Genomic DNA, 22,800 nt, shown 5'->3' on the forward strand with positions numbered 1-22,800 from the left:
GTGTGAGGCCGAAGGCATCCCACCCGTCTTTCACACGGCGATCTTCCTTCGTAGGGGCCCCGAAGAAACCACTCCACCCCATCGAGCAACCCCCAGAACCAGCCCCCCGGCGAGCACGCCCACCTACTCCAGATGCTGCTTCAACCGATTCAACGTAGTAGCGATATTCGCCCGGTTATGCCCAATCCGGTTCAACACCCCAGTGACCGTGATCGCGATCGGCAGGAACCACAACGGCGCCCGCAGCCAGTTCGTCTCCCTGACCCGACACCCGTCCCCCACCGGCTCGATGTCGTACTGCCACCGAGAGATCGGCACCCGAAACGCCGTCCGCACCTCAAAGGCGAACCGCCGCCCATGATCGGCGTCCGTGATCTCACAGATAGTGACCCACCGCCGCCGACCATTCCGGTTGATCCCCTTGAACTTCGCCCCCACAGCCGCCAGACCCACCCCGTCCAGCCACTGCGCCTCAGCGATCTCCTCTCCCAGCTTGGCCATCACCGATGGATCGCTGACCACCCGGTACACCTCGTCGGCGCCAGCGCCGATGATCACCTCGCCGGTCGCGAGCGGCTTCGTGTACAGCTTCACGGGCACCCCTCTCACACACACCATGTAAGCGCCGATTACATCGGTGCCCGGGACTCCCGTCAAGATCTTGACAATGCGGATTTCAGTCCGACAGGCCGCTGATGCCCTGGCCGAAGACCGTCAGCGCGCCCTCGACCAACCGCTCGGCGTTCTCAGCGGGCAGGAAACCGTCGACGATCATCTGGGAGAGCCCGTAGACAAGCGCGTGCGCGGCGAGGAGAACCATGTCCGGGTCACCCGGTCGCAGCTCCCCCGCCCGCTGGCCCGCCACGATCAGCTCCGTGGCGAAATCGCCGAACTGGGCCATCCCGGGGCGCAGCGCCTCAGGCAGTTCCCGACCGTAGACCGCTGCCCGGAGCAGGTCGAAACGGTGCGGGTAAGTCGCCGCGTAGCGGACGAAGGCGAGCCCGAAGGCGTAGAACGCAGGCCGGTCGGCGGGCGCGTCCGCGACCGCGGCCCGCTGCCAGGCGCCGAAGTCGGCCAGCACGCGTTCGGCCACGGCGGTGAGCAGTGCCTGCCGGTCGGCGAAATGCCGGAACGGCGCGCCCGGTGAGACCCCGACCCGGCGCGCGACCGCACGGACCGTGACCCCCGCCTGGCCACTCTCGTCCAGCATGTCGAGGGCGGCTTCGGTGAGCGCGGCGCGCAGCGCGCCGTGGTGGTACGCGCCGCGCTCGGCAGGCGGTTCGGTCACAACCGGTCAGGCCCGGGCGGGTCGCTTGGGGGCCTCGCAGCAGGCGACCGCGCACGGGGCGCCGTTCGCCGTGCGGCCCGCGAGCGGGAAGTCCGACAGCTTGCGCGGCTCGGCTCCGTCGAGGTGCTCGCGGATCAGCTCCACCACGAGCTCGGCGAACCGGGGGTCGCCGCTGGGGGTGGCGGCACGCGCGAAGGACATGCCCAGTTCCGCCGCCTTGGCCGCGGCCTCGGTGTCGAGGTCCCAGACCACCTCCAGGTGGTCGCTGACGAACCCGACCGGGCACACCACGACAGCCCGCACGCCGCGCCCGTGCAGCGCCTCGATGTGGTCGACGATGTCCGGCTCCAGCCACGGGATGCGCGGCGGCCCGGACCTCGACTGCCACACCACGTCGTACTCGTCGGCGCCGACCTCCCGCGCCACCAGCCGCGCCGCCTCGGCCACCTGGCGGGAGTAGCGGCGGCCGCCCTCGTCCGGCGGGCCCGCAGCCACGTCGGCCGAGTCCGGCACGGAGTGCGCGGTGAACACCAGCCGGTAGTCCTCCGGCACGCCCGCGGCGGCCGCGCGCACGGTGTCGGCGAAGGCCCCGACGAACAGCGGGTGGTCGAAGAACTGGCGCAGCTTCACCAGATCCGGCGCGTCGTCCCCGGTCGCGGCGCGGGCCCGGACGATGTCCTCGTGGTACTGCCTGCACGCCGAGTACCCGCCGTAGGCGCTCGTCGGGAACACCAACGCGCGGCGGACGCCGTCCGCGGCCATCTTGGCCACGGTGTCCTCGGCCATCGGGTGCCAGTTGCGGTTGCCGAAGTACACCGGCAGGTCCAGTCCCTGGCGAGCCAGCTCGGCGCGCACCGCATCGATGGCCTCCCGGTTGAGCCGATTGATCGGGGAGACGCCGCCGAAGTGCTGGTAGTGCTTCTCCACCTCGTCCAGCCGCTCCGGCGGGACCCCGCGTCCCCGGGTGACGTTCTCCAGGAACGGCCGGACGTCGGCCGGGGACTCGGGGCCGCCGAAGGACAGCCACAGCAACGCGTCGGTCATACCGCTGATTTAACTCACATTCCGAGGGCGTGCACGCCGCCGTCGACCCAGACCATCGACCCGGTGGTCGCGGGCAGCCAGTCCGAGAGCAGCGCGCACACGGACTTGGCGACCGGGGTGGCGTCGTTGACGTCCCAGCCGAGCGGCGCGCGCTCGCCCCAGGACTCTTCGAGCTGGGCGAACCCGGGGATCGACTTCGCGGCCATGGTCCGCACGGGACCGGCGGCGACGAGGTTGATCCGCACGCCCTTCGGGCCGAGTTCGCGGGCGAGGTAGCGGTTGGTCGACTCGAAGGCCGCCTTCGCCACGCCCATCCAGTTGTAGGCGGGCCAGGCGACCCGGGCGTCGAAGTCGAGGCCGACGATCGATCCGCCCGGCGACAGCAGCGGCAGCGTCGCGGTGGCCAGCGACTTCAGCGAGTACGCCGAGACCTCCAGCGCCACCGCGACGTCCTTCCACGGCGCGTCGAGGAACGGCGCGCCCAGGCAGGACTGCGGGGCGAAGCCGATCGCGTGGACGACGCCGTCGAGCCCGTCGACGTGCTCGCGCACGCGGTCGGCGAGGGTGGCCAGGTGCTCGTCGTTCTGCACGTCGAGTTCGATGACCGGCGCGGGCTCGGGCAGCCGCTTGGCGATCCGCTCGACCAGGCTCAGCCGCCCGAAGCCGGTCAGCACGACCTGCGCGCCCTGCTCCTGCGCGGCCTTGGCGACGTGGAAGGCGATGGACGAGTCGGTGATCACGCCGGTGATCAGCAGGCGCTTGCCTTCGAGCAGTCCGGTCATCGCTGGGGTGTCCTCCGTGTGGTTGGTGAGTGCTGCTGCTAGTGGCCCATGCCGAGACCGCCGTCGACCGGGATGATCGCGCCGGTGATGTAGGCCGCGCTGTCGGAGGCCAGGAAGGTGACCGCCGCGGCGACCTCCTCCGGGGTGGCGTAGCGGCCAGCCGGAACCGAGGCGAGGATCTGCTTCTTGCGGTCCTCGGTCAGTGATTCGGTCATGTCGGTGGCCACGAACCCGGGCGCCACCACGTTGGCGGTGATGGCCCGCGAGCCGAGTTCCCGAGCGATGGACCGGGCCATGCCGACCAGCCCGGCCTTGCTGGCCGCGTAGTTGACCTGCCCGGGCGAGCCGAGCAGGCCCACCACGGAGGAAATGTAGACGATGCGGCCGAAGCGGGCCTTAAGCATGTTGCGGGTCGCCCGCTTGGTGACCCGAAACGCCCCGGTGAGGTTCGCGTCGAGCACCCGGGTGAACTGCTCCTCGTCCATCCGCATGAGCAGCGTGTCATCGGTGATCCCGGCGTTGGCCACCAAGACCTCCACCGGCCCGTGCGCGTTCTCCACCTCGGTGAACGCCGCGTCCACCGCCGCGGCGTCGGTGACATCGCACCGCACCCCGAACAACCCCTCCGGCGCGGCGGTCCCCCGGTGGGTGACGGCCACCTTGTCCCCCTGAGCCGAGAACGCCCGCGCGATGGCCAACCCGATACCCCGGTTGCCGCCAGTGACCAGTACCGACCGTCCCATTCGCCGTCCCATCTACCCGCCAAGCCGTCGGCGAGGAGGCTATCGGTCCGCGCTGACATCCTCCTTAGCTGCCCCTGTTACCCGGGCCAACGCGGGATACCGTTCGCTTTCCGCCGGGCCTGCCGTAGCCGCGGCGGCTACGGCAGGCGTTGGCCGAGGGTCAGCGAGGCCGCGCCCGCCAGGAAGACGGCCAGGGTGCCGAGCGTCAGCCAGGGTCTGCTGGCGTCGGTTTCCTTGATCTCGTAGCCGATCTGCTCGCCCAGGGTGTCGTAGACCCGGCGTAGTTCGCCCGCGGTGGCGGCCTTGTGGAACTCGCCGCCGGAGAGGCGGGCGATTTCCGCCATGGCCTCGTCGTCCACGGCGACGGACTGGACTCGGCCCTCGATTTCGACGGTGCCGTCTGCGGTGCCGAAGGAGATGGTGGTGATGGGGATCTTCTTGTCCGCGGCCGCCTGGGCCGCGGTGAAGGAGCCCCTGGGGTCGTCCTCTTGTTCGGTGGGGATGGTCTGCTTGCCGTCCGACATCAGCACAATGCGGGCCGGGGGTGGGCCTTCCGGGCCGCCGACGACCTGGGAGAAGCCCTCGATCGATTGCAGGGCGGCGAAGATGGCCTCGCCGGTGGCGGTGGACTGGGCCAGTTTGAGGTTGTCGATGGCCTTGGCCACGCCCTCGCGGTCGGTGGTGGGGGCGACCAGGACGGTGGCGGTGCCCGCGAAGGTGATCAGGCCGAGGTTCACCCCCGGGGTCAGGCCCTGGGCGAAGGACTTCGCCGCGACCTGGGCCGCTTTGAGCCGGGTCGGCTCGACGTCGGTGGCTTCCATCGACAGGGAGACGTCGATGACCAGGATGACCGTGGCGCGGTTGCGCGGGACCTTCTGCTCGGCGGTCGGGCCCGCCATGGCCGTGGTCAGCAGCAGCAGGCCCAGCACCATGACCACCGCGGGCAGGTGCCGCGGCCAGGTCTGGCGCTTCGGGGCGACCTTCTCCAGCAGTTCCAGGTTGGTGAACCGCAGCGTGCGCTTGCGCCGCGCGCGCTGGGCCAGCAGGTAGCCCGCCGCCAGCGCGGCGACCGCGATCAGCAGCAGGAACGCCCAGGGCTCGGCGAAGTTCCGGAAGCTCATGCCGCTCCCCCCGACCAGCGGCGCTTGCGGGCGACGACGAAGCGCACCATGTCGGCGATCCAGTCCGAGTCGGTGCGCAGGACCAAGTGGCCGCTGCCCGCGCGCCGGATGCCGGTGGCGACCTCGGCGCGGTGCTCAGCGGCCGCGGCGTGGAACTCCTTGCGCAGCAAGGCCGACGCGGTCACCTCGCGCTGCCTTCCGGTCTCCGGGTCGGCCAGGACGACGGTGCCGACGTCGGGCAGGTCGATGTCGCGCGGGTCGACGACCTCGACGGCGATCAGCTCGTGGCGCAGCGACAGCGCGCGCAGCGGGCGCTGCCACTCGGTGCCGCCGAGGAAGTCGGAGACCACCACGGCCAGTCCGCGCCTGCGCGGCGGCCTGCGCAGCTGCTCGACCGCGTTCGCCAGGTCGCCCCGGACGCCTTCGCTGGCCCGCGGGGTCTCGGCGACCTTGCGGACGAGGCCGCGCGCGTGCGCGAGCCCGCCGCGGGCCGGGATGCGGATCATCTTCTCGCCGTTGGCGATCAGCGCGCCGATCCGGTTTCCGCCGCCCCGGGTGAGGTGCGCGATCGCGGCGACCGCGGCCACGGCCAGGTCGCGCTTCTCGCAGGCCGCGGTGCCGAAGTCCAGGCTCGCGGACAGGTCGACCACGACCCAGGTCTCCAGTTCCCGGTCGGCGACGGTCTCGCGGATGTGCGGGACCGTGGTGCGGGCGGTGACGGCCCAGTCCATCCGGCGCACGTCGTCGCCGGGCTGGTACGGGCGCGCCTCGCCCGGCTCGGAGCCGGGTCCGGGGACCAGGCCGAGGTGGTTGCCCTGCAGCAGGCCGTCAAGCCGACGCCGGACGTCGATCTCCAGCAGCCGCAGCCCCGCCTCCATCCGGTCGCCGCGCAGCACCGGCGGCGCCCAGTTCGGGCGCTCGCCCTCGGCGGCCTTGTGCCTGCTCACGGCCTGCCGCTCACCCCGGCGGGGGCCGCGTGGCCCGCGGCGGTTTGCGGGCGCGCGGAGACCTGCGGCAGCGGCACGGTCTGCAGCACGCGGGAAATCATGTGGTCGATGGGCACGCCGTCGGCGAGCGCGTCGTAGGACAGCACGAGCCGGTGGCGCAGGACGTCGGGGACGACGTCGACCACGTCCTGGGGCAGCACGTAGTCGCGGCCGCGGACCAGCGCGAGCGCGCGGGACGCGGCGACGATGCCGAGGCTGGCGCGCGGCGACGCGCCGTAGGCGATCCAGCCCGCGACGTCGGACAGGCCGTGCTCGGCGGGCGTGCGGGTGGCCAGCACGAGCCGGACGGTGTAGTCGACCAGGGCGTGGTGGACGAAGACCGTGGACGCGACGCCCTGGAGGCGCTTGAGCTCCTCGGGGGTGAGGACCTGGCTCGGCTCCGGCGGCGTGACGCCCATCCGGTAGACGATCTCCCGTTCCTCCTCCACCGTCGGGTACTCGACGATGATCTTGAACAGGAACCGGTCGCGCTGCGCTTCGGGCAGCGGGTAGACGCCCTCGTTCTCGATCGGGTTCTGGGTGGCGAGCACCAGGAACGGGTCGGGCATCGGGAAGGTCTGGCCGCCGATCGACACGTGCCGCTCGGCCATGACCTCCAGCATCGCCGACTGCACCTTCGCTGGCGCGCGGTTGATCTCGTCCGCGAGCACGAAGTTGGCCACCACCGGGCCGAGTTCGACGTCGAAGCGCTCGCTGCCCTGCCGGTAAATGCGGGTGCCGAGGATGTCGGCAGGCACCAGGTCGGGGGTGAACTGCACGCGGGAGAACGACCCGCCGACGACCCGCGCGAAGGTCTCCACCGCGAGGGTCTTCGCCACGCCGGGCACGCCCTCCAGCAGCAGGTGCCCCTTGGCCAGCAGCCCGACCAGCATCCGCTCGACCAGGCGGTCCTGCCCGACGATCACCCGCTTGACCTCGAACACGGTGCGTTCGAGCAGCTGCGCGTCCCGCGCCGGAGTGGTCGTGGGCGTCTCGCTCGCGAGTTCGGCCTGCCCAGGCTCGGTCACCGGCATCCTCCTCTTCAAAAGGTCATTCCACCGGGGTATAGACAACCTCAGAGACGGTGTGAGCCCTGTGAACTGGAGTGCGCGTCGAGATCGGCGGGCGTGTCGATGTCCGAAGACGACCCGTCGGCGTCGGGCACCCGGACGGGCGCCAACGCGCACAGCACCTGGCCCAGCGCCGCGTTTTCCGGGTGTTCGGGAAGGACCGCGCGCAACGCGTCCCTGCGCCACGCGCTGAGCAGCCACTGGTCGCGGCCGTCGTCATCGATCAGGACGGCGCCGGACTTCACGACCGCCGCCCTGAGCCGCCCGATGGTCGCCGAGGACACCGAGGGCAGGTCAGCGGCGAGCACCACGACGACCGCGTCATCGGGCAGCCCGGCCGCACCCACCGCGTCGAGCCCGGCGGCGAGCGCGGCGACCGGCCCGGAACCGGGCACCCGCTCCCGGGTCCACCGCACGGGCACGGCGGTCGGCCGCTGGGGACCGACCACGACCACCGTGGCCGCCCCGTCGACGGCGGCCACGGCCCGGTCCAGCAGGGTCCGCCCACCGATCACCAGTCCCGGCTTGTCGGCCCCGCCGAGCCGGGACCCGCTACCACCCGCGAGCAAAATCGCCGCCCATGCAGTCATGCGGCGAGCCTACGGCCGACGAGCAGGCACCGTTCGTCGGAGATGGGCTTTCCCCACAGCCGGGGGTCGTCCAGCCGCCGGACCGTCACGTGTTCTCGGTGCTGGAGAACCAGATCGCGGCAGTCCGCGGCCGAAATCCCGGCCCCGGTGTGCCACCGGCCCTCCACGAGCACGATGCGGCCCCCTGGCCGCAGGAGGCGGCACCACGTGGCGAGCGCCCGGTCCGGATCGGGCAGCGCCCACAGCACGTGCCGGGCGAACACGACGTCGAAAGTGGACGGTGGCAGCGGCGGGTCCGCCGCGTCGGCCTGATGGAACGCGACCGCCCCGGCTTTCGCCCTCGCCGCCTCGATCATGCGCGCCGAATAGTCCACACCGGACACATCGTGCCCCGCGTCGGCGAACAGCAGCGCCACGCTTCCGGTGCCGCAACCCAGATCAGCGATCCGCGCGGGCGCGGGCGGCAGCGCGGGCAGCAGCACCCGCGCCCACGCCGCGTGGACTTCCACGTCGAGCAGGCCGTGGTCGGGTTCGGCGTCGAACGTGGCGGCTTGGGCGTCCCAGAAGCGGGAATCGGTCATCGGTTCGCCAGTCTCGTGAGGCGGGACAGGACCGCGAAGCCCTCGTCGGCGCCGGGCCAGTGGGCGCGGACCGTCTCCAGTCCGCGGCGGCGCACGACGGACCGGAGGACCGCCGCGACCAGGATCGCATCGTCGGCGTGGCCGAGCACCGGGATGAAATCGGGGACGAGGTCGATCGGCAGGGCGAGGTAGGCCGGCAGCAGGCCGACCGCGGCCCTGATCAGCCAATCCCAGGCCATGCCCGCTCCTCGTCGTCCGCGTCAGAGCAAGCCTGCCAGTTTGCAGAGGACGGCCAGGCAGGCGCCCACGGCGTCGCACGTCCGCAGCAGGGTGCCCAGATTCTGTCCGTGCAGCGGCCACAGCGGCGCGGCGATGAGGTGACCCCAGCACGAGAGGGGCGGCGCGCGGTACGGGGCGGGTGCGGGGCCGGATCGCCGGGCTCACCGCGGGCGGGAGGAGCCCTCCCGGAAAGCGTCAGTCATGCGGACGGGCGCTTCGCGGCGCGCCCGGAGCCATCGACGGTGTTGCGGTCCGCACAGCATAGCGGGGTTTTGTCGGCGCCGGATGCGAACATGTGTTCGTGTCGAACGAGGGCCCCATCCTGCACGCCGACCTGGACGCGTTCTACGCCTCGGTCGAGCAGCGGGACGACCCTGCCCTGCGCGGGCGGCCGGTGATCGTCGGCGGCGGGGTGGTGCTGGCGGCCAGCTACGAGGCCAAGGCGGACGGGGTGCGCACCGCGATGACCGGCGGGCAGGCGCGGCGGCTGTGTCCGGGGGCGGTGGTGGTGCCGCCGCGAATGTCGGCGTACGCGGCGGCGTCCAAGGCGGTGTTCGAGGTGTTCCACGCGACGACGCCGCTGGTCGAGGGGCTGTCCATTGACGAGGCTTTCCTCGATGTGGGTGGGCTGCGGCGGATCGCGGGCAGTCCGGGCGGCATCGCCGAGCGGCTGCGGCGGGACGTGGCCGAGCGGGTGGGGCTGCCGATCACGGTGGGGGTGGCGCGGACGAAGTTCCTGGCCAAGGTCGCCAGCGCCGTCGCCAAGCCGGACGGCCTGCTCGTCGTCCCCCACGACGGCGAACTGGCGTTCCTGCACCCGCTGCCGGTCGAGCGATTATGGGGCGTCGGCGAGGTCACCTCGGCCAAGCTGCGCGCCCGCGGCATCGCCACCGTGGGGCAGGTGGCCGCCTACGACGAAGCCGACCTCGTCTCCCTTCTCGGGCAGGCCGCCGGACGGCACCTGCACGCCCTGGCCCACAACCGCGACCCGCGCCCGGTGCGGGTGGGTCGGCGGCGGCGGTCGATCGGCGCCCAGCGCGCCCTCGGGTCCCGGCAGCGGTCGCCCCAGGAGTTGGACGCCACCCTCACCGCCCTGGCCGACCGCCTGGCGCGGCGACTGCGGCGCGCCCGCCGGTCCTGCCGGACCGTCACCCTGCGGTTGCGCCACGCGGACTTCACCCGCGTCACCCGCTCCCACACGCTCGCCCACCCGACGACGAGCACGGAGACCATCCTGCTCACCGCCCGCGGCCTGCTCGCCGTCGCAAGCCCCGCCATTGAGGCCAACGGCTTGACCCTCATCGGCCTCGCCCTGTCCAACCTGGCCGACGACACCCCCCGCCAACTCGAACTCCCCCTCCACCAACCCCGATCCCCAGAGCAACACCCGCCACGGTCCGCGCACCGGCGTCCCGCGCCGGGCCACCACATCGAGCAGCGGCTCTCGACCCGCGCGTCAAGCGACCTCGACGCGACCCTCGACACCCTGCGTGACCGCTTCGGCTCGACGGCGATCACCCGCGCCGCCCTGCTCGGCCACGACCCGGGACTGTCCGTGCCACTGCTGCCCGACTAGACACCCGCGGCGCGTGCCTTCGGCGGAACCACAGTCACCGCGGGCCGCCACCCGACCAAGGGGCGACCCGCCCGTGCCTGATTCCCAGCCAACCGGACATCCACTGCCCGTGAGAGCGCGACAGGTCGGCTTGCCTGCGGCATTCGCGTCTACTGCCCGTAAGAGCGCCGGAGACGGTCGTTGACCAGCAGATTCAGGCGGTACCGCAGGTGTCCGAGCCTGCTGGCGCTCGGCGGCTCGCCGGTGGTCGTGAGGGTCCAGCGCAGTCCGCACTCCTGCCCGACGGGCCGCAAATCGAAGCGGACGCGGTCGTCCGGGCGGTCCGGCCACAGGGACGACCACACGACCAGGTGCGGATGCGCGCTGTCGAGGACGTGCGGTTCGGTTTCGTCGGGCAGGAGGTCAAGCCAGGGGCGGGTCCCGGGCGCGCGCGGCTCGGTCAGCGACTCCCACACGACGTGGGCGGGGGCGGGTTGCCTGCGCTCCCGGCTTCCGAGTTCCAGCACGGCGCCGACGATAGGATGAGACGCGCGTCCGCCGCGCGGGTTTACTCTGCGGCCGCGTCCGCCCGGCGCATGATCTCGGTGACGACGGCGGTCTTCGCGTCGGCGTAGTGCTGCACGTGCCGCCAGGTGTTCTTGGCCAGGTCGCGTTTGCCTCGGGCGTAGCGGTCGCGGTCGGCGGGGTTGGCCCGCAGCCAGTCGCGGAAGCGCAGCATTCGGTCGATCTCAGCCGCGCCGTCGCTGAAGACGTGCAGGTTCACGTCGGTGTCCGGGCCTTTGAGCAGGCGGTGCTCGAACCAGTCCGGCTCGCGGATGCGCAGCACGTACCCCGCCTCCTCCAGCACGGGCACATACCCGGCCTCGTCGCCGGAGTCGCGCACCACCAGCAGGATGTCGATGATCGGCTTGGCGACCAGTCCCGGCACCGAGGTCGACCCGACGTGCTCGACGCGCAGCGCGGCGGGTCCGAGCGCCGCGGTGATCCGGTCGGCTTCCCGGGCGAACAGCTCCGGCCAGCGCGGGTCGTAGTCGACCAGGGTGATGGTGGCGTTGTGCGGGGTCAGCTCGGTGACGGTGAGCTTCCGCAGGTCCTCGTCGCTGATCAGCTCGGGACCCGCCGGGTTGGGGGTGGATGGCATGGGCGCTCCCTCTCGCAGGCGTTCGGCACCGCCTCTCCCAGTGTGCCGGGGCGGCGCGGGCCCGTCCTTGACGCAGCGTCCCCAGGTTCTTGATGGTGCGTCTACTCAGCCGGTTTTCGCCACCGGTCTCGCTCGGTCACGGAATGGAGAAACCGCTCACTCCTTCATCACCCGAACGCGGAGTGGTGCGCCGCCCCGAAACACGCTGGACTGACACGTCCGGGGAATTGTTCCCGGCGGGACCGTGGAAGGCGGCGACGACATGGATGACGTCAGGGCGCTGGAGGCGCTGAAGTTCGTCGGAGACCCGCTCGCGGACGCGGTGATCGCCGATCTGGTCGCCTCCGGCCGGATCGGCGCGGTGAACGAAGTCCTCGCCCATTTCCGCGACAACGACCAGCCCATTCCCGAGAACCTGCCCGAATCGGTGCGCGCCTATCTCGTCGCCACCGACGCCCCGCCCGCGTGGGCCGATCTCGACCGGGTCGCCGAGGCGTACGAGTTCTTCGTCGACGACGGGGTGCACGTGGCCTCGGTGCTGTCGTACGGGGCGATGGTGAACTGCTACGCCCAGCCCAGGTCGTCGCGGGTGCTGGCCCTGACCCACGGGCTGAACCAGCCGCACCGGCGGCTGTCGGAGACCTCGCAGTTCGTGTTGGACATGATGGGCCGCGACCCGTTCGGCTCCGGCGGGGCGTTCGTGCCGACCATTCAGAAGACGCGGCTGATCCACGCCGCCGTCCGCTATTTCATCGACGCGTCGGCCCAGTGGGACGACGACGCGGACGGCGTGCCGATTTGCCAGCTCGACATGCTTGCCGCGCTGCTCATCTTCTCGGTCCAGGTGATCGAGGGAATGCGCCGAATGGGTATCTCGGTGACCGACCGGGAAGCCGAGAATTACTACTACGTGTGGCGGGTGACCGGCGCGATGCTCGGCATTCCCGCCGAGATCATGCCCGAGACGCTGGCCGAGGCCCAGCGGATGAGCACCGACCTGGTCGAGACCAGTTACGCGGGCTCGCCCGAGGGGGCCGAACTCACCCGGGAACTGCTCGAACTCTACGAGCGGATGATTCCGGGCAAGGCGTTCGACGGCGTGGCGGCCGCCATGATCCGCCAGGTGGTGAATCCGGAGGTCGCGGACTCGCTCGGCGTGCCGCATTCCCTTGCCTGGAGCCGGGCCGTGCGCGCGGGAACCCGAATCGTGCGGTTTCTGGAGCGCTCGGAGGACAGCAACGGGGTCGCCCGGGTCATTCTGGACAAGGCGGGCAGCATGCTGCTCGGCGGCAGCGTCCGCACCCTGACCAACGGCCAGTCGACGGCGCTGACCATTCCGGCGGACCTGCGGGAGAGATGGCTCGCCGCGGGCATGTGCCCCGCCGCGGCGGACGACCTCACCCAGACACCGGGTTGACGCACCACGCCTGAGCCTCAGGAGCGGTCAACGGCGTAGGCACCCGATCGAGGACGACCCCGGGTCCAAGCAGCGCCGCGATCTGGTCGGCGACGACCGCGGCCCGGTCCCGGACCGACGGCTCGGCGATGGCCGTCCCGCACGGCCTCGGCGTCGGGCGCGAGCACGCCCGCTCCGGCGGCGGCGACATGACCAGCGGCACGCCGTGCCGCGCGCGGCCATGGCAGCATCAGCGCGCTGTGACTCGCTCCTGAGGAAAATGAGGAGGCATTTCCGCACGGCGCTGGATCTTCGGCGGACCGCGGCGGCTCACCGGCGCGGGGCCAGGCCGAGGTGGTCGCGCAGGGTCGGGCCGGTGTAGTCGGCGCGGAAGAGGCCGCGATCCTGGAGCAGGGGCACGACGGTGTCGGCGAACTCGTCCAGACCGCCCGGGCTGACGTGCGGGACGAGGATGAACCCGTCCGCGGCGTCCTCCCGCACCAGCCGGGCGATGGCCTCGGCGACGGTCGCGGGCGCGCCGACGAACGTCTGCGGCCCGACGACCCGGATGACCAGCTCCCGGATCGACAGGCGCTCGGCCGCCGCCCGGTCGCGCCAGCCGCGGGTGAGCGTCAGCAGATCCCGCGGCGCCCAGCTCCGGGCGCGTCCTCGCGCGATCGGCTCGGCGTCGACCAGCGGGTCGACCTCGGGCAGCGGGCCGTCCGGATCGTAGGAGCTCAGGTCGCGGTTCCAGTGCCGCTCCAGGAACTTGATCGCGACCGGCCCGGACACCTGGGCGCGGCGGACGGCGTGGGCGCGTTCGCGCGCCTCGGCGTCGGTGTCGCCGAGCGCGAACGTCGCGGCGGGCAGCACCAGCAGGTCGTCGGGGGTGCGGCCGTGCCGGGCCAGCCGGCCCTTGACGTCGGCGTAGAAAGCCTTGGCCGCCGCAGGCTCGGCGTGCTTGCCGAAGATCGCGTCGGCGGCGGCAGCGGCGAACTCACGGCCCTGGTCCGAGTCGCCCGCCTGGAAAATCACCGGCCGCCCCTGCGGCCCCCTGGGCACGGCGAACCGGCCCGCGATGTCGAAGTGGTCGTCACGGTGCTCGAACGCCCCGACTTGGGAGTCGCGCAGAAACCGCCCCGACCGCTGGTCGGCGACCACGTCGTCCGGTCCCCAGGAGTCGAACAGGGCCCAAGTCGCGCGCAGGAACCGTTCTGCCCGCTGGTAGCGCTGCTCCTCGGGCAGGTACCCGCCGCGCCGGAAGTTCTCCCCGGTGAACCCGTCCCACGAGGTGACGACGTTCCACGCCGCCCGCCCGCCGGACAGGTGATCCAGCGACGCGAACTGCCGAGCCACCTCGTACGGCTCGTTGAACGTCGAGTTGATCGTCCCGGCCAGCCCCAGCCGGTCGGTGACCGCCGCCAGCGCGGCCAGCACGGTGAAGCTGTCGGGCCTGCCGACCACGTCCACGTCGTAGAAGGCCCCCGCCTGCTCCCGCACCCGCAGCGCCTCGGCCAGGAAGAAGAAGTCGAACTTCGCCCGCTCCGCTGTCCGCGCCATGTGGGCGAACGAGGCGAACTCGATGTGGCTGCCGGACGCCGGGTCACTCCACACCGTCGTGTTGTTCACTCCCGGAAAATGCGCGGCCAGGTGAATCGGCTTCGGTTTCCCCCGCACGCGCCCCGCCTCCCGTCGCCCGCTCCCGACACCACCGCACAGTGTGCCCGCCCACACGCGGCGATGTCCCGGGGCGAATCGATCCTCCCGGCCGCGCCCGCACTGGGCCGGTGCGAAGGTGTCGACCATGACCAGCCAGGTGCGCACCTCCGCCGGAACAGTCCAAGGAGTCTGGAAGGACGGGGTAGCCGTGTTCCGCGGTGTGCCCTTCGCCGCGCCGCCAGTCGGGCCGCGCCGCTTCGCCGCCCCCTGTCCCCCTGCGCCGTGGGAGGGAGTCCGCCCGGCCACCGCGTTCGGCCCGCCCCCGCCACAGCCGGGTCGCCCGACCGCGGGTGACGACTGGTTGAACCTCGCCGTCTGGACTCCTTCTCCCGGCCGGACCGGGCTGCCGGTCGTCGTGTGGATCAGCGGCGGCAAATACCTGCACTGCGACACAGCTAATCCGCACTTCGACGGCGCGATCCTGGCCAGGGCGGGCGTGGTCGTGGTCAGCGCCCACTATCGAACCGGGTTCGAGGGCTTCGCCAGCCTCCACGGCGCGCCCGACAACCGCGGGCTGCTCGATCAGCTCGCCGCGCTGCGCTGGGTCCGCGACACCATCACCGCTTTCGGCGGCGATCCCGCGAACGTCACCGTGTTCGGCGAGTCCGCTGGAGCGGGCTCCATAGCCGCGCTGCTGGTAATGCCCACGGCGACCGGGCTTTTCCGCCGCGCCATCTTGCAGAGCATTCCGGGAACCTATTTCGCCCCCGCTCTCGCCACCGATATCGCGACCGAGATCAGCGCCGAACTCGGCCGCTCACCACGGGTGGGCAACCTCGCCGAGGTACCACCCGACGATCTAGTCGAAGCCGCCCGGACCGTGACCGCCCGACTCCCGCGGCACGCGCGCCGGTGGGGCGCCGTCGCCCACACCCCCACGCCCTTCTCCCCGGTCGTGGACGGCGACATCCTGCCCGTCGCTCCCTGGTCCGGTCTCGGCGACGGCGCGGCCCGCGACGTCGACCTGCTCATCGGCCACACCCGCGACGAGTTCAGCCTCCTCGCCACTCGGTTGGGCGACATCGGCGACGCCGAGGTCGACGCGCTCGTCAGCGGGCTGACCCCGACGCCGGGCGCACAGCGCTACCGGGCCGCCTACCCGTCCCTTCCGCCCCGGAAGCTGCGCGAGACGGCCTTGTCGGACTGGCTGTTCCGGATGCCCACCGTCCACATCGCCGAGGCGGCCCACGCGGGCGGGGCCCGGGTGTGGCTCTCCGAGCTCCGCTGGGGATTCGGGCCCGCGGGCGCCTCCCACGCCCTGGACACCCTGCTCGTGTTCGGCACCACCCACATCGGCACCGGGCTGTCGGAAGCGGGCCCGGCCGCCATGGATCAGGCCGCGCGGCTGTCCAAGCTGATGCGGTCCGAACACCTGTCCTTCGCCGCGACGGGCGCCCCCGGCTGGGCGCGCTACGAACCACGAGGACGAGCCACCCGCGTCTACGACACCGCGCCCACAGTCACCGAATACCCCGAAATGCCCTCGCACAAGATCTGGCGCGACCAGCGATTCGGCATCCTCGACGTGACGGGATGACACCGGATCGCCGTCCCCGTCAGAGGACTCGGGTCACCTGGGGGACGATGCCGCCGTAGCGGACCGGGGCGATGCGGACGCGGGAGCCGGAGTAGGGGGCCTCGACCATCTGGCCGTTGCCGATGTAGAGGGCCACGTGGTGGATGCGGCCGCCGGTGGACCAGAACAACATGTCGCCGGGGGCCATCTGGCTCAGTGGAACGCGGCGGCCCGCGGCGGACTGGTAGCCGCTGTAGTGCGGGAGGCGGACGCCGACGCCCGCGAAGGCGTAGATCATCAGGCCGGAGCAGTCGAAGCCGACCTTGGCGTAGTCGCCGAAGGCGTCGGCGACGCCGCCGTCGCGGATGCCTCGGGTGGGGCCGTGGGCGTTGCCGCCGCCCCAGGCGTAGGGGACGCCCAGTTGGGACAGCGCTCGGTTGATCACGACCTGGGCGCGGTTGCCCGGGCGCGGGTTCGGGGGGCGGGCTGCGGGCGGGCCCGCGGCGCCCGCGCCGGAAGACTGGGCGGCGCTGTTCTGGGCCGCGTTGGCCTGGGCCGCGAGCAGCGCGTTCTGCTCGTCTTCACGCTGCTTGGCCACGAGCCACTGCTGGTAGCGCTCCCGCTGGTTCTCCAGGCCGCCGACCGCTGCCTGGGCCGCGGCGAGTTGGCGCTCGTAGTCCGCGCGGGTGCTCTCCAGGGCTCGGGCCTGCTCGACCTGGCCCTGGCGGGCGCGGTGCGCGGCGGCGGTGGCGGCGTCGGCGGTGCGCTTGGCCGCTTCCGCCTCGGCTTGGCGCTCGGTGGCCTCGGCGAGGGCGGCGCGGGCGCGGGAGTCCTTGTTGGCTTTCTCGGCGCGGGCGCGGTCCATGGCCGCGAGGGCGTCGAGTTCGCTGCCGCCGACCGCGTTGAGCAGTTGCGCGCGGGCGAGCAGGTCTTCGGGGCTCTTGGCCCCGATGTACGCGGACATGGAGCCGATCGTGGCGCCCTGCTTGTAGCTGCCCGCGGCGAACTGGTCCAGCCGCCCGCGAACCTCCTCGATGGTCTCGCCCGCCGCCTCGGCCTCCCGGTGGGCGGCGTCGGCGTCAGCCTTTGCCGCCGCGGCGGCGTCGCGGGCGGCCTCGAAGTCCACCAGCGCCTTGTTGGCGTCCTCCATCGCGGCCTCGACCTCGGCCTGGAGCCGCAGCAACCGGGACTCGGCCTCGGCGAGCTGGTTGGTCAGCCTGCCGACCTCGCCCGCCTTGGTCTTGGCCGCCGCGCGGCCCGCGTCGAGTTCGGCGTCGCTGGGGTTCGGCGGCGGTGGCGGGACGGCGACGGCGGCGTGGACGCCGGTAGCCGCCAGCGCGCAGACGAGGGCGAGCGTGGTCGCGAACCGGGCCCATCCGCGAGCGGTCACGACGCCCACCTCCGTGTCGACACAGGAATCCCCACAGTGCCAGCGTGCCACTTGGGACACTCGAATTACCAGTTGTAACAAGGGAAACACCAGCACCAGTGGCGCGACTCGCCCGACGGCACACTGTGCGTGTCCGCGCCGACCCGAAAGTGTCGACAAAGGACGTTTAGCGACCCGGACGAGGGCGCTGTGCTGCGCTGCGTGCCGGGCTGCGAGCATGGTCCGGTGCCCGTCCGAAGCTCACGACTGCGCGTCGCGGCGCCCGCCGCGGTGGCCGCGCTCGGCATCGCGCTGACGGTCGCCGGAATGTTCCTGCCCTGGTTCCGCTCGGGGGCGGTGCTGCGCGACAGCTTCCAGGTCGTCGGCGTGATCAAGACCCTCGGCTTCCTGGAGGGCGACGTGCTGGAGCTGCTGCTCTACGCCTGGCTGGGGATCATTCCGGCGATCACGCTCAGTGTCGTCGCGTACGCGCTGCGTTTTCGCCGAACCGCCGCAACACTCGGGGTCCTCTCAGCGATAATCACCGGAACCGTTTCCGGGGGTGCGACCGTCGAACGTGGCGACGGGAACAGCCCGCTCGGCATCGCGGGCGGCGGACCGATCGTCACGTTGATCGGGTCGGCGCTGGTCGTGCTGGGGGCCGTGGGCATCGTCGTAAGCGGGCGCAGGAGCGCAAGCAGGATCGCAGGAGGGGAACCGTGACCTATCCACCAGGTTCTGGCGGCCAGTGGCAGCCGAACGACCCGTATCAGCAGCAAGGTGGTCCGGGTAGCGGCCCCTTCCCGGCGCAGCCGGGCCAGCCCCAGCAGGGCTACCCGCAGACCGGCCCGCAGCCCACCCAGCAGTGGGGGCAGCAGGCGCCGGGCCAGCAGGACTACGCCCAGCAGGGTTATGGCCAGCAGCAGTACGGCCAGCAGCAGTACGGCGGCCAGGGCTACCCCGTGCCGCCCGAGCAGGCGCCGTCGAAGAAGCGCAAGGGCCTGATCATCGGCACGGTCGTCGCGGTGCTGGCCGTCGCAGCTGGCGCGGGCGTGACCGTGTGGGCGCTCAACCGCGGCTCCACGCAGGCGGGCGCGGAGAGCCCCACGGCCGCGGCCACCAGCCTGGTCAACGCGATCGGCCAGGGCGACGTCGCTGGCCTGCTCACCGGGCTGGCCCCGGCCGAGCGCGACCTGATGACCGTGCTGAACTCCGAGGTCACCAAGGAGCTGCAGAACCTGGAGGTCTACAAGTCCGACGTGGACCCGAACAAGATCCAGGGCTTCGAGCTCAAGACCGAGAACCTCCAGTTCGATGAGGGGGGCGCGGAGAAGGTCAACGACCACCTGACCATCACCAAGCTGGTCGGCGGCAAGGTCACGATCAGCTCGGACGCGAGCAAGCTCCCGCTCACCGAGGAGTTTGTCGACTTGGCGTTCCCGCGCGGCATGGTCAGCGAGCCGCAGACCGAGACGGTGGACGTCGCCGAGCAGGTCAGGAAGAACGGCGGCGAGCCGATCCGGATCGCGACCGTCAAGGTTGACGACGAGTGGTACCCGAGCCTGTTCTACACGATCGCCGACTACGCCCTGGCCGAAGAGGACATGGAGTGGCCGCGGCAGTCGATCCCGGCCAACGGCGCCGACTCTCCCGAGGCCGCCGTGCGCCAGCTCGCCGAGGCCGCGCTGGACTCCGACCTGACCAAGGTCATCGAGGTGCTGCCGCCGGATGAGATGGCCGTGCTGCACGACCTCGGCCCGCTGCTGGTGGAGATGGCGGGCGACGAGCCGCCCAGCGGCGTGAAGATCACCAAGCTGGAGACCGACACCCAGAGCGTCGAGGGCGCCACCAAGGTCTTGCTCACCGAGGTCGAGGTCGAGACCGAGGGCGAGCGGATCCGCGTCACCAAGGACGGCGAGTGCTACGCCGCCGAGTTCCAGGGCGACCGGCAGCAGTTCTGCGCCGACGACCTGGCCAAGGAGATCGGCGGCTCGCGGATGAAGTCGGACGCGAAGAAGGCGCTGACCAACCTGGTCAAGGGCATGATGGCCAACACCGGCGTGGTCACCACCGAGGTCGACGGCAAGTGGTACGTCAGCCCGATCCGCTCGGTCACCGACGTCGCGGTCACCGCGCTCAAGAGCCTCGACGCGGCCGACGTGAAGGCCCTGGTCAAGATGGCCAAGTAAGCCGCACCAGCCCCGCGTGTGTCCCGCCCTCCGAGCACCTGGAGGGCGGGACACGCTCGTTTCAGGGGGCGCGGTCGGGCGATCCGTACGTGGTGGATCACATTTCCGGTGCGGCGTGGCGGCTTGTCGCGTTATACAGGACAAGCGTACTGTTAGACCGTGAGGCCGTCGACGCGCTCCCCAGCGGCGTGCGCGAGACTCACAAGCGAGTACCTGACTTACCCGAACCGACATGCGCCGCCACTGGAGTTGGACGTGACCACACCGAGTAAGGACAGCTTCGGCGCCCGTGCCACGCTGAACGTCGGCGACGCCTCGTACGAGGTGTTCCGGCTGGACGCGGTGGAGGGTTCCGAGCGCCTGCCGTACAGCCTGAAGATCCTGCTGGAGAACCTGCTCCGCACCGAGGACGGCGCGAACATCACCGCCGACCACGTGCGCGCGCTGGCGAGCTGGGACCCGGCGGCCGACCCGTCGACGGAGATCCAGTTCACCCCCGGCCGCGTGGTGATGCAGGACTTCACCGGCGTGCCCTGCATCGTGGACCTCGCCACCATGCGCGAGGCGGTGACCCAGCTCGGCGGCGACCCGGCGAAGGTCAACCCGCTCGCCCCGGCCGAGCTGGTCATCGACCACTCGGTCATCGCCGACATCTTCGGCCGCCCGGACGCCTTCGAGCGCAACGTCGACTTCGAGTACGAGCGCAACCGCGAGCGCTACCAGTTCCTGCGCTGGGGCCAGACCGCCTTTGACGAGTTCAAGGTCGTCCCGCCGGGCACCGGCATCGTGCACCAGGTGAACATCGAGCACCTCGCGCGCGTGGTTATGACCCGCAACGGCCAGGCTTACCCCGACACCCTCGTCGGCACGGACTCGCACACCACCATGGTCAACGGTTTGGGCGTGCTGGGCTGGGGCGTCGGCGGCATCGAGGCCGAGGCCGCGATGCTCGGCCAGCCGGTGTCGATGCTGATCCCGCGCGTCGTTGGCTTCAAGCTGCACGGCGAGCTGCCCGCGGGCGCCACCGCGACCGACCTGGTGCTGACCATCACCGAGATGCTGCGCAAGCAGGGCGTGGTCGGCAAGTTCGTGGAGTTCTACGGCTCGGGTGTGTCGGCGGTCCCGCTGGCCAACCGCGCCACCATCGGCAACATGAGCCCCGAGTTCGGCTCCACCGCCGCGATCTTCCCCGTTGACGCGGAGACCATCGACTACCTGAAGTTCACCGGCCGCTCGGCCGAGCAGGTGGCGCTGGTCGAGGCGTACGCCAAGGAGCAGGGCCTCTGGCACGACCCGTCCGTCGAGCCGGTCTTCTCCGAGACCCTGGAGCTGGACCTGGCCAGCGTCGTGCCGTCCATCGCGGGCCCGAAGCGCCCGCAGGACCGCATCGAGCTGACCGACGCCAAGAGCGCGTTCCGCGCGGCCCTGGGCAGCTACGCCACCGACGCGCCGAAGTCCGCGGTGGACGAGTCGAGCGAGGAGAGCTTCCCGGCCAGCGACTCCCCCGCGCACAGCGGCGGCGGCAACGGCGACGGCGCGCCGTATGACTATCACTCCGCCGCGCGCGGGGCGCAGGGCCGCACCAGCAAGCCGACCAAGGTCACCGTGGACGGCGCCGAGTTCGAGATCGACCACGGCGCGGTCGCCATCGCCGCGATCACCTCGTGCACCAACACCTCGAACCCGTCGGTCATGATCGGCGCGGCGCTGCTGGCGAAGAAGGCCGTCGAGCGCGGCCTTGAGCGCAAGCCGTGGGTGAAGACCACCCTGGCGCCGGGGTCGAAGGTCGTCATGGACTACTACGACCGCGCGGGCCTGACCCCGTATCTGGACAAGCTGGGCTTCAACCTGGTCGGCTACGGCTGCACCACCTGCATCGGCAACTCCGGCCCGCTCCAGGAGGAGATCTCCGCCGCGGTACAGGAGTCCGACCTGGCCGTGGTGTCGGTGCTCTCGGGCAACCGCAACTTCGAGGGCCGGATCAACCCGGACATCAAGATGAACTACCTGGCCTCCCCGCCCCTGGTGGTGGCCTACGCGCTGGCCGGTTCGATGGACATCGACATCACCACCGAACCGCTGGGCATCGGTTCGGACGGCCAGCCGGTGCACCTGTCCGACATCTGGCCCACCCCGCAGGAGATTTCGGACACGATCACCGCCGCCCTGTCTGCGGAAAGCTTCGCGAGCAGCTACTCGGACGTGTTCGCCGGTGACGAGCGCTGGCAGTCCCTGCCCACCCCGACCGGCAAGACGTTCGAGTGGGACCCGGAGTCCACCTACGTCCGCAAGCCCCCGTACTTCGAGGGCATGGAGATGGCCACAACCCCGGTCACCGACATCACCGGTGCCCGTGTCCTGGCCCTGCTGGGCGATTCGGTCACCACCGACCACATCTCCCCCGCGGGCGCGATCAAGGCGGACACCCCCGCGGGCAAGTACCTGACCGAGCATGGCGTTGACCGCAAGGACTTCAACTCCTACGGCTCCCGCCGGGGCAACCACGAGGTGATGATCCGCGGCACCTTCGCCAACATCCGCCTCCGCAACCTCCTCCTGAACGACGTCCAAGGCGGCTACACCCGCGACTTCACCACAGGCGGAGAACAGGCGTTCATCTACGACGCCGCCCAAAACTACGCGGCGGCGGGCATCCCCCTGGTCGTCCTGGCAGGCAAGGAGTACGGCTCCGGCTCATCCCGCGACTGGGCCGCCAAGGGCACCTCCCTACTGGGCGTCCGCGCGGTGATCGCGGAGTCCTTCGAACGCATCCACCGCTCCAACCTGATCGGCATGGGCGTCCTCCCCCTCCAGTTCCCCGAGGGCGAAACAGCGTCATCCCTGGCCCTGGACGGCACCGAAACCTTCGACCTCACCGGCGTCACCACCCTCAACGAGGGCACCACCCCCCGCACGGTCAAGGTAACGGCCACCCGCACCGACGGCTCCACCGTGGACTTCGACGCAGTAGTCCGAATCGACACCCCCGGCGAAGCCGACTACTACCGCAACGGCGGCATCATGCAGTACGTCCTGCGCAAGATGGTCAACAGCTAACTCACCATCGCCACATCAAAGCGGGGGGGCGTCCGACACAGGACGGCCCCCCGCTCCATGTGGAATAACGCACTCGACCCCCTGCCAACCCACCGCACGCCCGCCAGGTGCTAGATGGGAGCAGTAGTGCAACCCAGCCGAGCACCTGCCAGGCCGCACCGAGGCTCGCCAGGTGCTCGATGGGGTGGAGTGGTTTCTTTGGGGGTGAAGGAAGATCCCTAAACTTGCCGTGGTCGTGGGGCCGAAGGCTCCCCACCCGTCTTTCCCACGACGGGATCTTCCTTCGTAGGGGCCCCAAAGAAACCACTCCACCCCATCGAGCAACCCCACCCAAGCGAGCACCCACAAAAGCC

At 71.3% G+C, this 22,800-nt stretch carries 21 protein-coding genes and 1 pseudogene; 6 read left to right on the forward strand and 16 right to left on the reverse strand.

The genetic code is table 11. From position 1 onward, the window contains the following. Positions 1–123 precede the first annotated feature (123 nt). The 11 genes and pseudogenes from ACZ6SD_RS29535 to ACZ6SD_RS29585 form a co-directional block, all read right to left on the reverse strand. Complete coding sequence (locus ACZ6SD_RS29535) at positions 124–594, reverse strand: SRPBCC family protein (protein ID WP_465320292.1); 471 nt, start codon at positions 592–594, stop codon at positions 124–126. Between the two features lie 82 nt (positions 595–676). Next, the gene (locus ACZ6SD_RS29540) at positions 677–1,288 is read right to left on the reverse strand and encodes a TetR/AcrR family transcriptional regulator (RefSeq protein ID WP_465320293.1); all 612 of its coding nucleotides are present in this window, start codon (positions 1,286–1,288) and stop codon (positions 677–679) included. Between the two features lie 6 nt (positions 1,289–1,294). After that, positions 1,295–2,332, reverse strand: a complete 1,038-nt coding sequence (locus ACZ6SD_RS29545) for a ferrochelatase (RefSeq protein WP_465320294.1) — start codon at positions 2,330–2,332, stop codon at positions 1,295–1,297. A 14-nt stretch (positions 2,333–2,346) separates the two neighbouring features. Further along, positions 2,347–3,114, reverse strand: a complete 768-nt coding sequence (gene fabI, locus ACZ6SD_RS29550; RefSeq protein WP_465320295.1) for an enoyl-ACP reductase FabI — start codon at positions 3,112–3,114, stop codon at positions 2,347–2,349. Positions 3,115–3,152: 38 nt separating this feature from the next. After that, positions 3,153–3,857: a 3-oxoacyl-[acyl-carrier-protein] reductase gene (fabG, locus tag ACZ6SD_RS29555; protein ID WP_465320296.1), complete on the reverse strand. Its 705-nt coding sequence runs from the start codon at positions 3,855–3,857 to the stop codon at positions 3,153–3,155. 137 nt (positions 3,858–3,994) lie between these two features. Then, the gene (locus ACZ6SD_RS29560) at positions 3,995–4,978 is read right to left on the reverse strand and encodes a VWA domain-containing protein (RefSeq protein WP_465320297.1); all 984 of its coding nucleotides are present in this window, start codon (positions 4,976–4,978) and stop codon (positions 3,995–3,997) included. Beyond that, entirely contained in the window at positions 4,975–5,856 is an 882-nt protein-coding gene (locus ACZ6SD_RS29565; protein ID WP_465320316.1) for a DUF58 domain-containing protein, read from the reverse strand. Before ACZ6SD_RS29565 ends, ACZ6SD_RS29560 begins: the two co-directional genes overlap by 4 nt. A 65-nt stretch (positions 5,857–5,921) precedes the next feature. Beyond that, positions 5,922–6,998 (reverse strand): AAA family ATPase, encoded by a 1,077-nt coding sequence (locus ACZ6SD_RS29570; RefSeq protein ID WP_465320298.1) that lies wholly within the window; start codon positions 6,996–6,998, stop codon positions 5,922–5,924. A gap of 41 nt (positions 6,999–7,039) precedes the next feature. Next, complete coding sequence (mobA, locus tag ACZ6SD_RS29575; RefSeq protein WP_465320299.1) at positions 7,040–7,624, reverse strand: molybdenum cofactor guanylyltransferase; 585 nt, start codon at positions 7,622–7,624, stop codon at positions 7,040–7,042. After that, positions 7,621–8,205 carry a class I SAM-dependent methyltransferase gene (locus ACZ6SD_RS29580; protein ID WP_465320300.1) on the reverse strand — a complete coding sequence of 195 codons (585 nt, stop codon included), beginning with the start codon at positions 8,203–8,205 and terminating at the stop codon, positions 7,621–7,623. The genes mobA and ACZ6SD_RS29580 overlap by 4 nt, the downstream gene beginning before the upstream one ends. Further along, positions 8,202–8,426 (reverse strand): annotated as a pseudogene (locus tag ACZ6SD_RS29585) (YkvA family protein); the annotation flags it as partial. The pseudogene ACZ6SD_RS29585 and the gene ACZ6SD_RS29580, both read right to left, overlap by 4 nt. 359 nt (positions 8,427–8,785) lie before the next feature. Here ACZ6SD_RS29585 and dinB point away from each other — a divergent pair. Next, positions 8,786–10,060: a DNA polymerase IV gene (gene dinB / locus ACZ6SD_RS29590; protein ID WP_465320301.1), complete on the forward strand. Its 1,275-nt coding sequence runs from the start codon at positions 8,786–8,788 to the stop codon at positions 10,058–10,060. 149 nt (positions 10,061–10,209) lie between these two features. Here dinB and ACZ6SD_RS29595 read toward each other — a convergent pair whose 3' ends face one another. Beyond that, positions 10,210–10,566, reverse strand: a complete 357-nt coding sequence (locus ACZ6SD_RS29595; RefSeq protein ID WP_465320302.1) for a hypothetical protein — start codon at positions 10,564–10,566, stop codon at positions 10,210–10,212. A 41-nt stretch (positions 10,567–10,607) separates the two neighbouring features. Further along, positions 10,608–11,201, reverse strand: coding sequence for a GrpB family protein (locus ACZ6SD_RS29600; RefSeq protein ID WP_465320303.1), 594 nt, complete (start codon positions 11,199–11,201; stop codon positions 10,608–10,610). A gap of 262 nt (positions 11,202–11,463) precedes the next feature. On the opposite strand from ACZ6SD_RS29600, the gene ACZ6SD_RS29605 reads away from it, so the two are divergent. Next, positions 11,464–12,618: an oxygenase MpaB family protein gene (locus ACZ6SD_RS29605; protein WP_465320304.1), complete on the forward strand. Its 1,155-nt coding sequence runs from the start codon at positions 11,464–11,466 to the stop codon at positions 12,616–12,618. On the opposite strand, the gene ACZ6SD_RS29610 is transcribed toward ACZ6SD_RS29605, so the two are convergent. Further along, on the reverse strand, positions 12,599–12,820 hold the full coding sequence (locus tag ACZ6SD_RS29610; RefSeq protein ID WP_465320305.1) for a hypothetical protein: 222 nt from the start codon (positions 12,818–12,820) through the stop codon (positions 12,599–12,601). The two genes, ACZ6SD_RS29605 and ACZ6SD_RS29610, sit on opposite strands and share 20 nt — an antisense overlap. A gap of 107 nt (positions 12,821–12,927) precedes the next feature. Continuing rightward, entirely contained in the window at positions 12,928–14,274 is a 1,347-nt protein-coding gene (locus ACZ6SD_RS29615; protein ID WP_465320306.1) for an NtaA/DmoA family FMN-dependent monooxygenase, read from the reverse strand. Positions 14,275–14,401: 127 nt separating this feature from the next. On the opposite strand from ACZ6SD_RS29615, the gene ACZ6SD_RS29620 reads away from it, so the two are divergent. Further along, positions 14,402–15,853, forward strand: coding sequence for a carboxylesterase/lipase family protein (locus tag ACZ6SD_RS29620; protein WP_465320307.1), 1,452 nt, complete (start codon positions 14,402–14,404; stop codon positions 15,851–15,853). 19 nt (positions 15,854–15,872) lie between these two features. On the opposite strand, the gene ACZ6SD_RS29625 is transcribed toward ACZ6SD_RS29620, so the two are convergent. Then, the gene (locus ACZ6SD_RS29625) at positions 15,873–17,231 is read right to left on the reverse strand and encodes an NlpC/P60 family protein (RefSeq protein ID WP_465320308.1); all 1,359 of its coding nucleotides are present in this window, start codon (positions 17,229–17,231) and stop codon (positions 15,873–15,875) included. Between the two features lie 180 nt (positions 17,232–17,411). Here ACZ6SD_RS29625 and ACZ6SD_RS29630 point away from each other — a divergent pair, with 180 nt between their 5' ends. The 3 genes from ACZ6SD_RS29630 to ACZ6SD_RS29640 all read left to right on the forward strand — a co-directional run bounded on the left by ACZ6SD_RS29630 (position 17,412) and on the right by ACZ6SD_RS29640 (position 22,447). After that, positions 17,412–17,924, forward strand: coding sequence for a hypothetical protein (locus ACZ6SD_RS29630; protein WP_465320309.1), 513 nt, complete (start codon positions 17,412–17,414; stop codon positions 17,922–17,924). Then, on the forward strand, positions 17,921–19,390 hold the full coding sequence (locus tag ACZ6SD_RS29635) for a flagellar basal body protein FliL (RefSeq protein ID WP_465320310.1): 1,470 nt from the start codon (positions 17,921–17,923) through the stop codon (positions 19,388–19,390). The genes ACZ6SD_RS29630 and ACZ6SD_RS29635 overlap by 4 nt, the downstream gene beginning before the upstream one ends. 255 nt (positions 19,391–19,645) lie before the next feature. Beyond that, positions 19,646–22,447 (forward strand): aconitate hydratase, encoded by a 2,802-nt coding sequence (locus ACZ6SD_RS29640; protein WP_465320311.1) that lies wholly within the window; start codon positions 19,646–19,648, stop codon positions 22,445–22,447. Positions 22,448–22,800: the final 353 nt, after the last annotated feature.

The organism is Actinokineospora sp. NPDC051303, from assembly GCF_055586285.1.

Bases quoted from the DNA above. Each gene is read 5' to 3' on its own strand.
- ACZ6SD_RS29545 (WP_465320294.1), bottom strand. From the start codon at position 2,332: ATGACCGACGCGTTGCTGTGGCTGTCCTTCGGCGGCCCCGAGTCCCCG.
- fabI (WP_465320295.1), bottom strand. From the start codon at position 3,114: ATGACCGGACTGCTCGAAGGCAAGCGCCTGCTGATCACCGGCGTGATC.
- fabG (WP_465320296.1), bottom strand. From the start codon at position 3,857: ATGGGACGGTCGGTACTGGTCACTGGCGGCAACCGGGGTATCGGGTTG.
- ACZ6SD_RS29560 (WP_465320297.1), bottom strand. From the start codon at position 4,978: ATGAGCTTCCGGAACTTCGCCGAGCCCTGGGCGTTCCTGCTGCTGATC.
- ACZ6SD_RS29565 (WP_465320316.1), bottom strand. From the start codon at position 5,856: ATGGAGGCGGGGCTGCGGCTGCTGGAGATCGACGTCCGGCGTCGGCTT.
- ACZ6SD_RS29570 (WP_465320298.1), bottom strand. From the start codon at position 6,998: ATGCCGGTGACCGAGCCTGGGCAGGCCGAACTCGCGAGCGAGACGCCC.
- mobA (WP_465320299.1), bottom strand. From the start codon at position 7,624: ATGACTGCATGGGCGGCGATTTTGCTCGCGGGTGGTAGCGGGTCCCGG.
- ACZ6SD_RS29580 (WP_465320300.1), bottom strand. From the start codon at position 8,205: ATGACCGATTCCCGCTTCTGGGACGCCCAAGCCGCCACGTTCGACGCC.
- ACZ6SD_RS29600 (WP_465320303.1), bottom strand. From the start codon at position 11,201: ATGCCATCCACCCCCAACCCGGCGGGTCCCGAGCTGATCAGCGACGAG.
- ACZ6SD_RS29605 (WP_465320304.1), top strand. From the start codon at position 11,464: ATGGATGACGTCAGGGCGCTGGAGGCGCTGAAGTTCGTCGGAGACCCG.
- ACZ6SD_RS29620 (WP_465320307.1), top strand. From the start codon at position 14,402: ATGACCAGCCAGGTGCGCACCTCCGCCGGAACAGTCCAAGGAGTCTGG.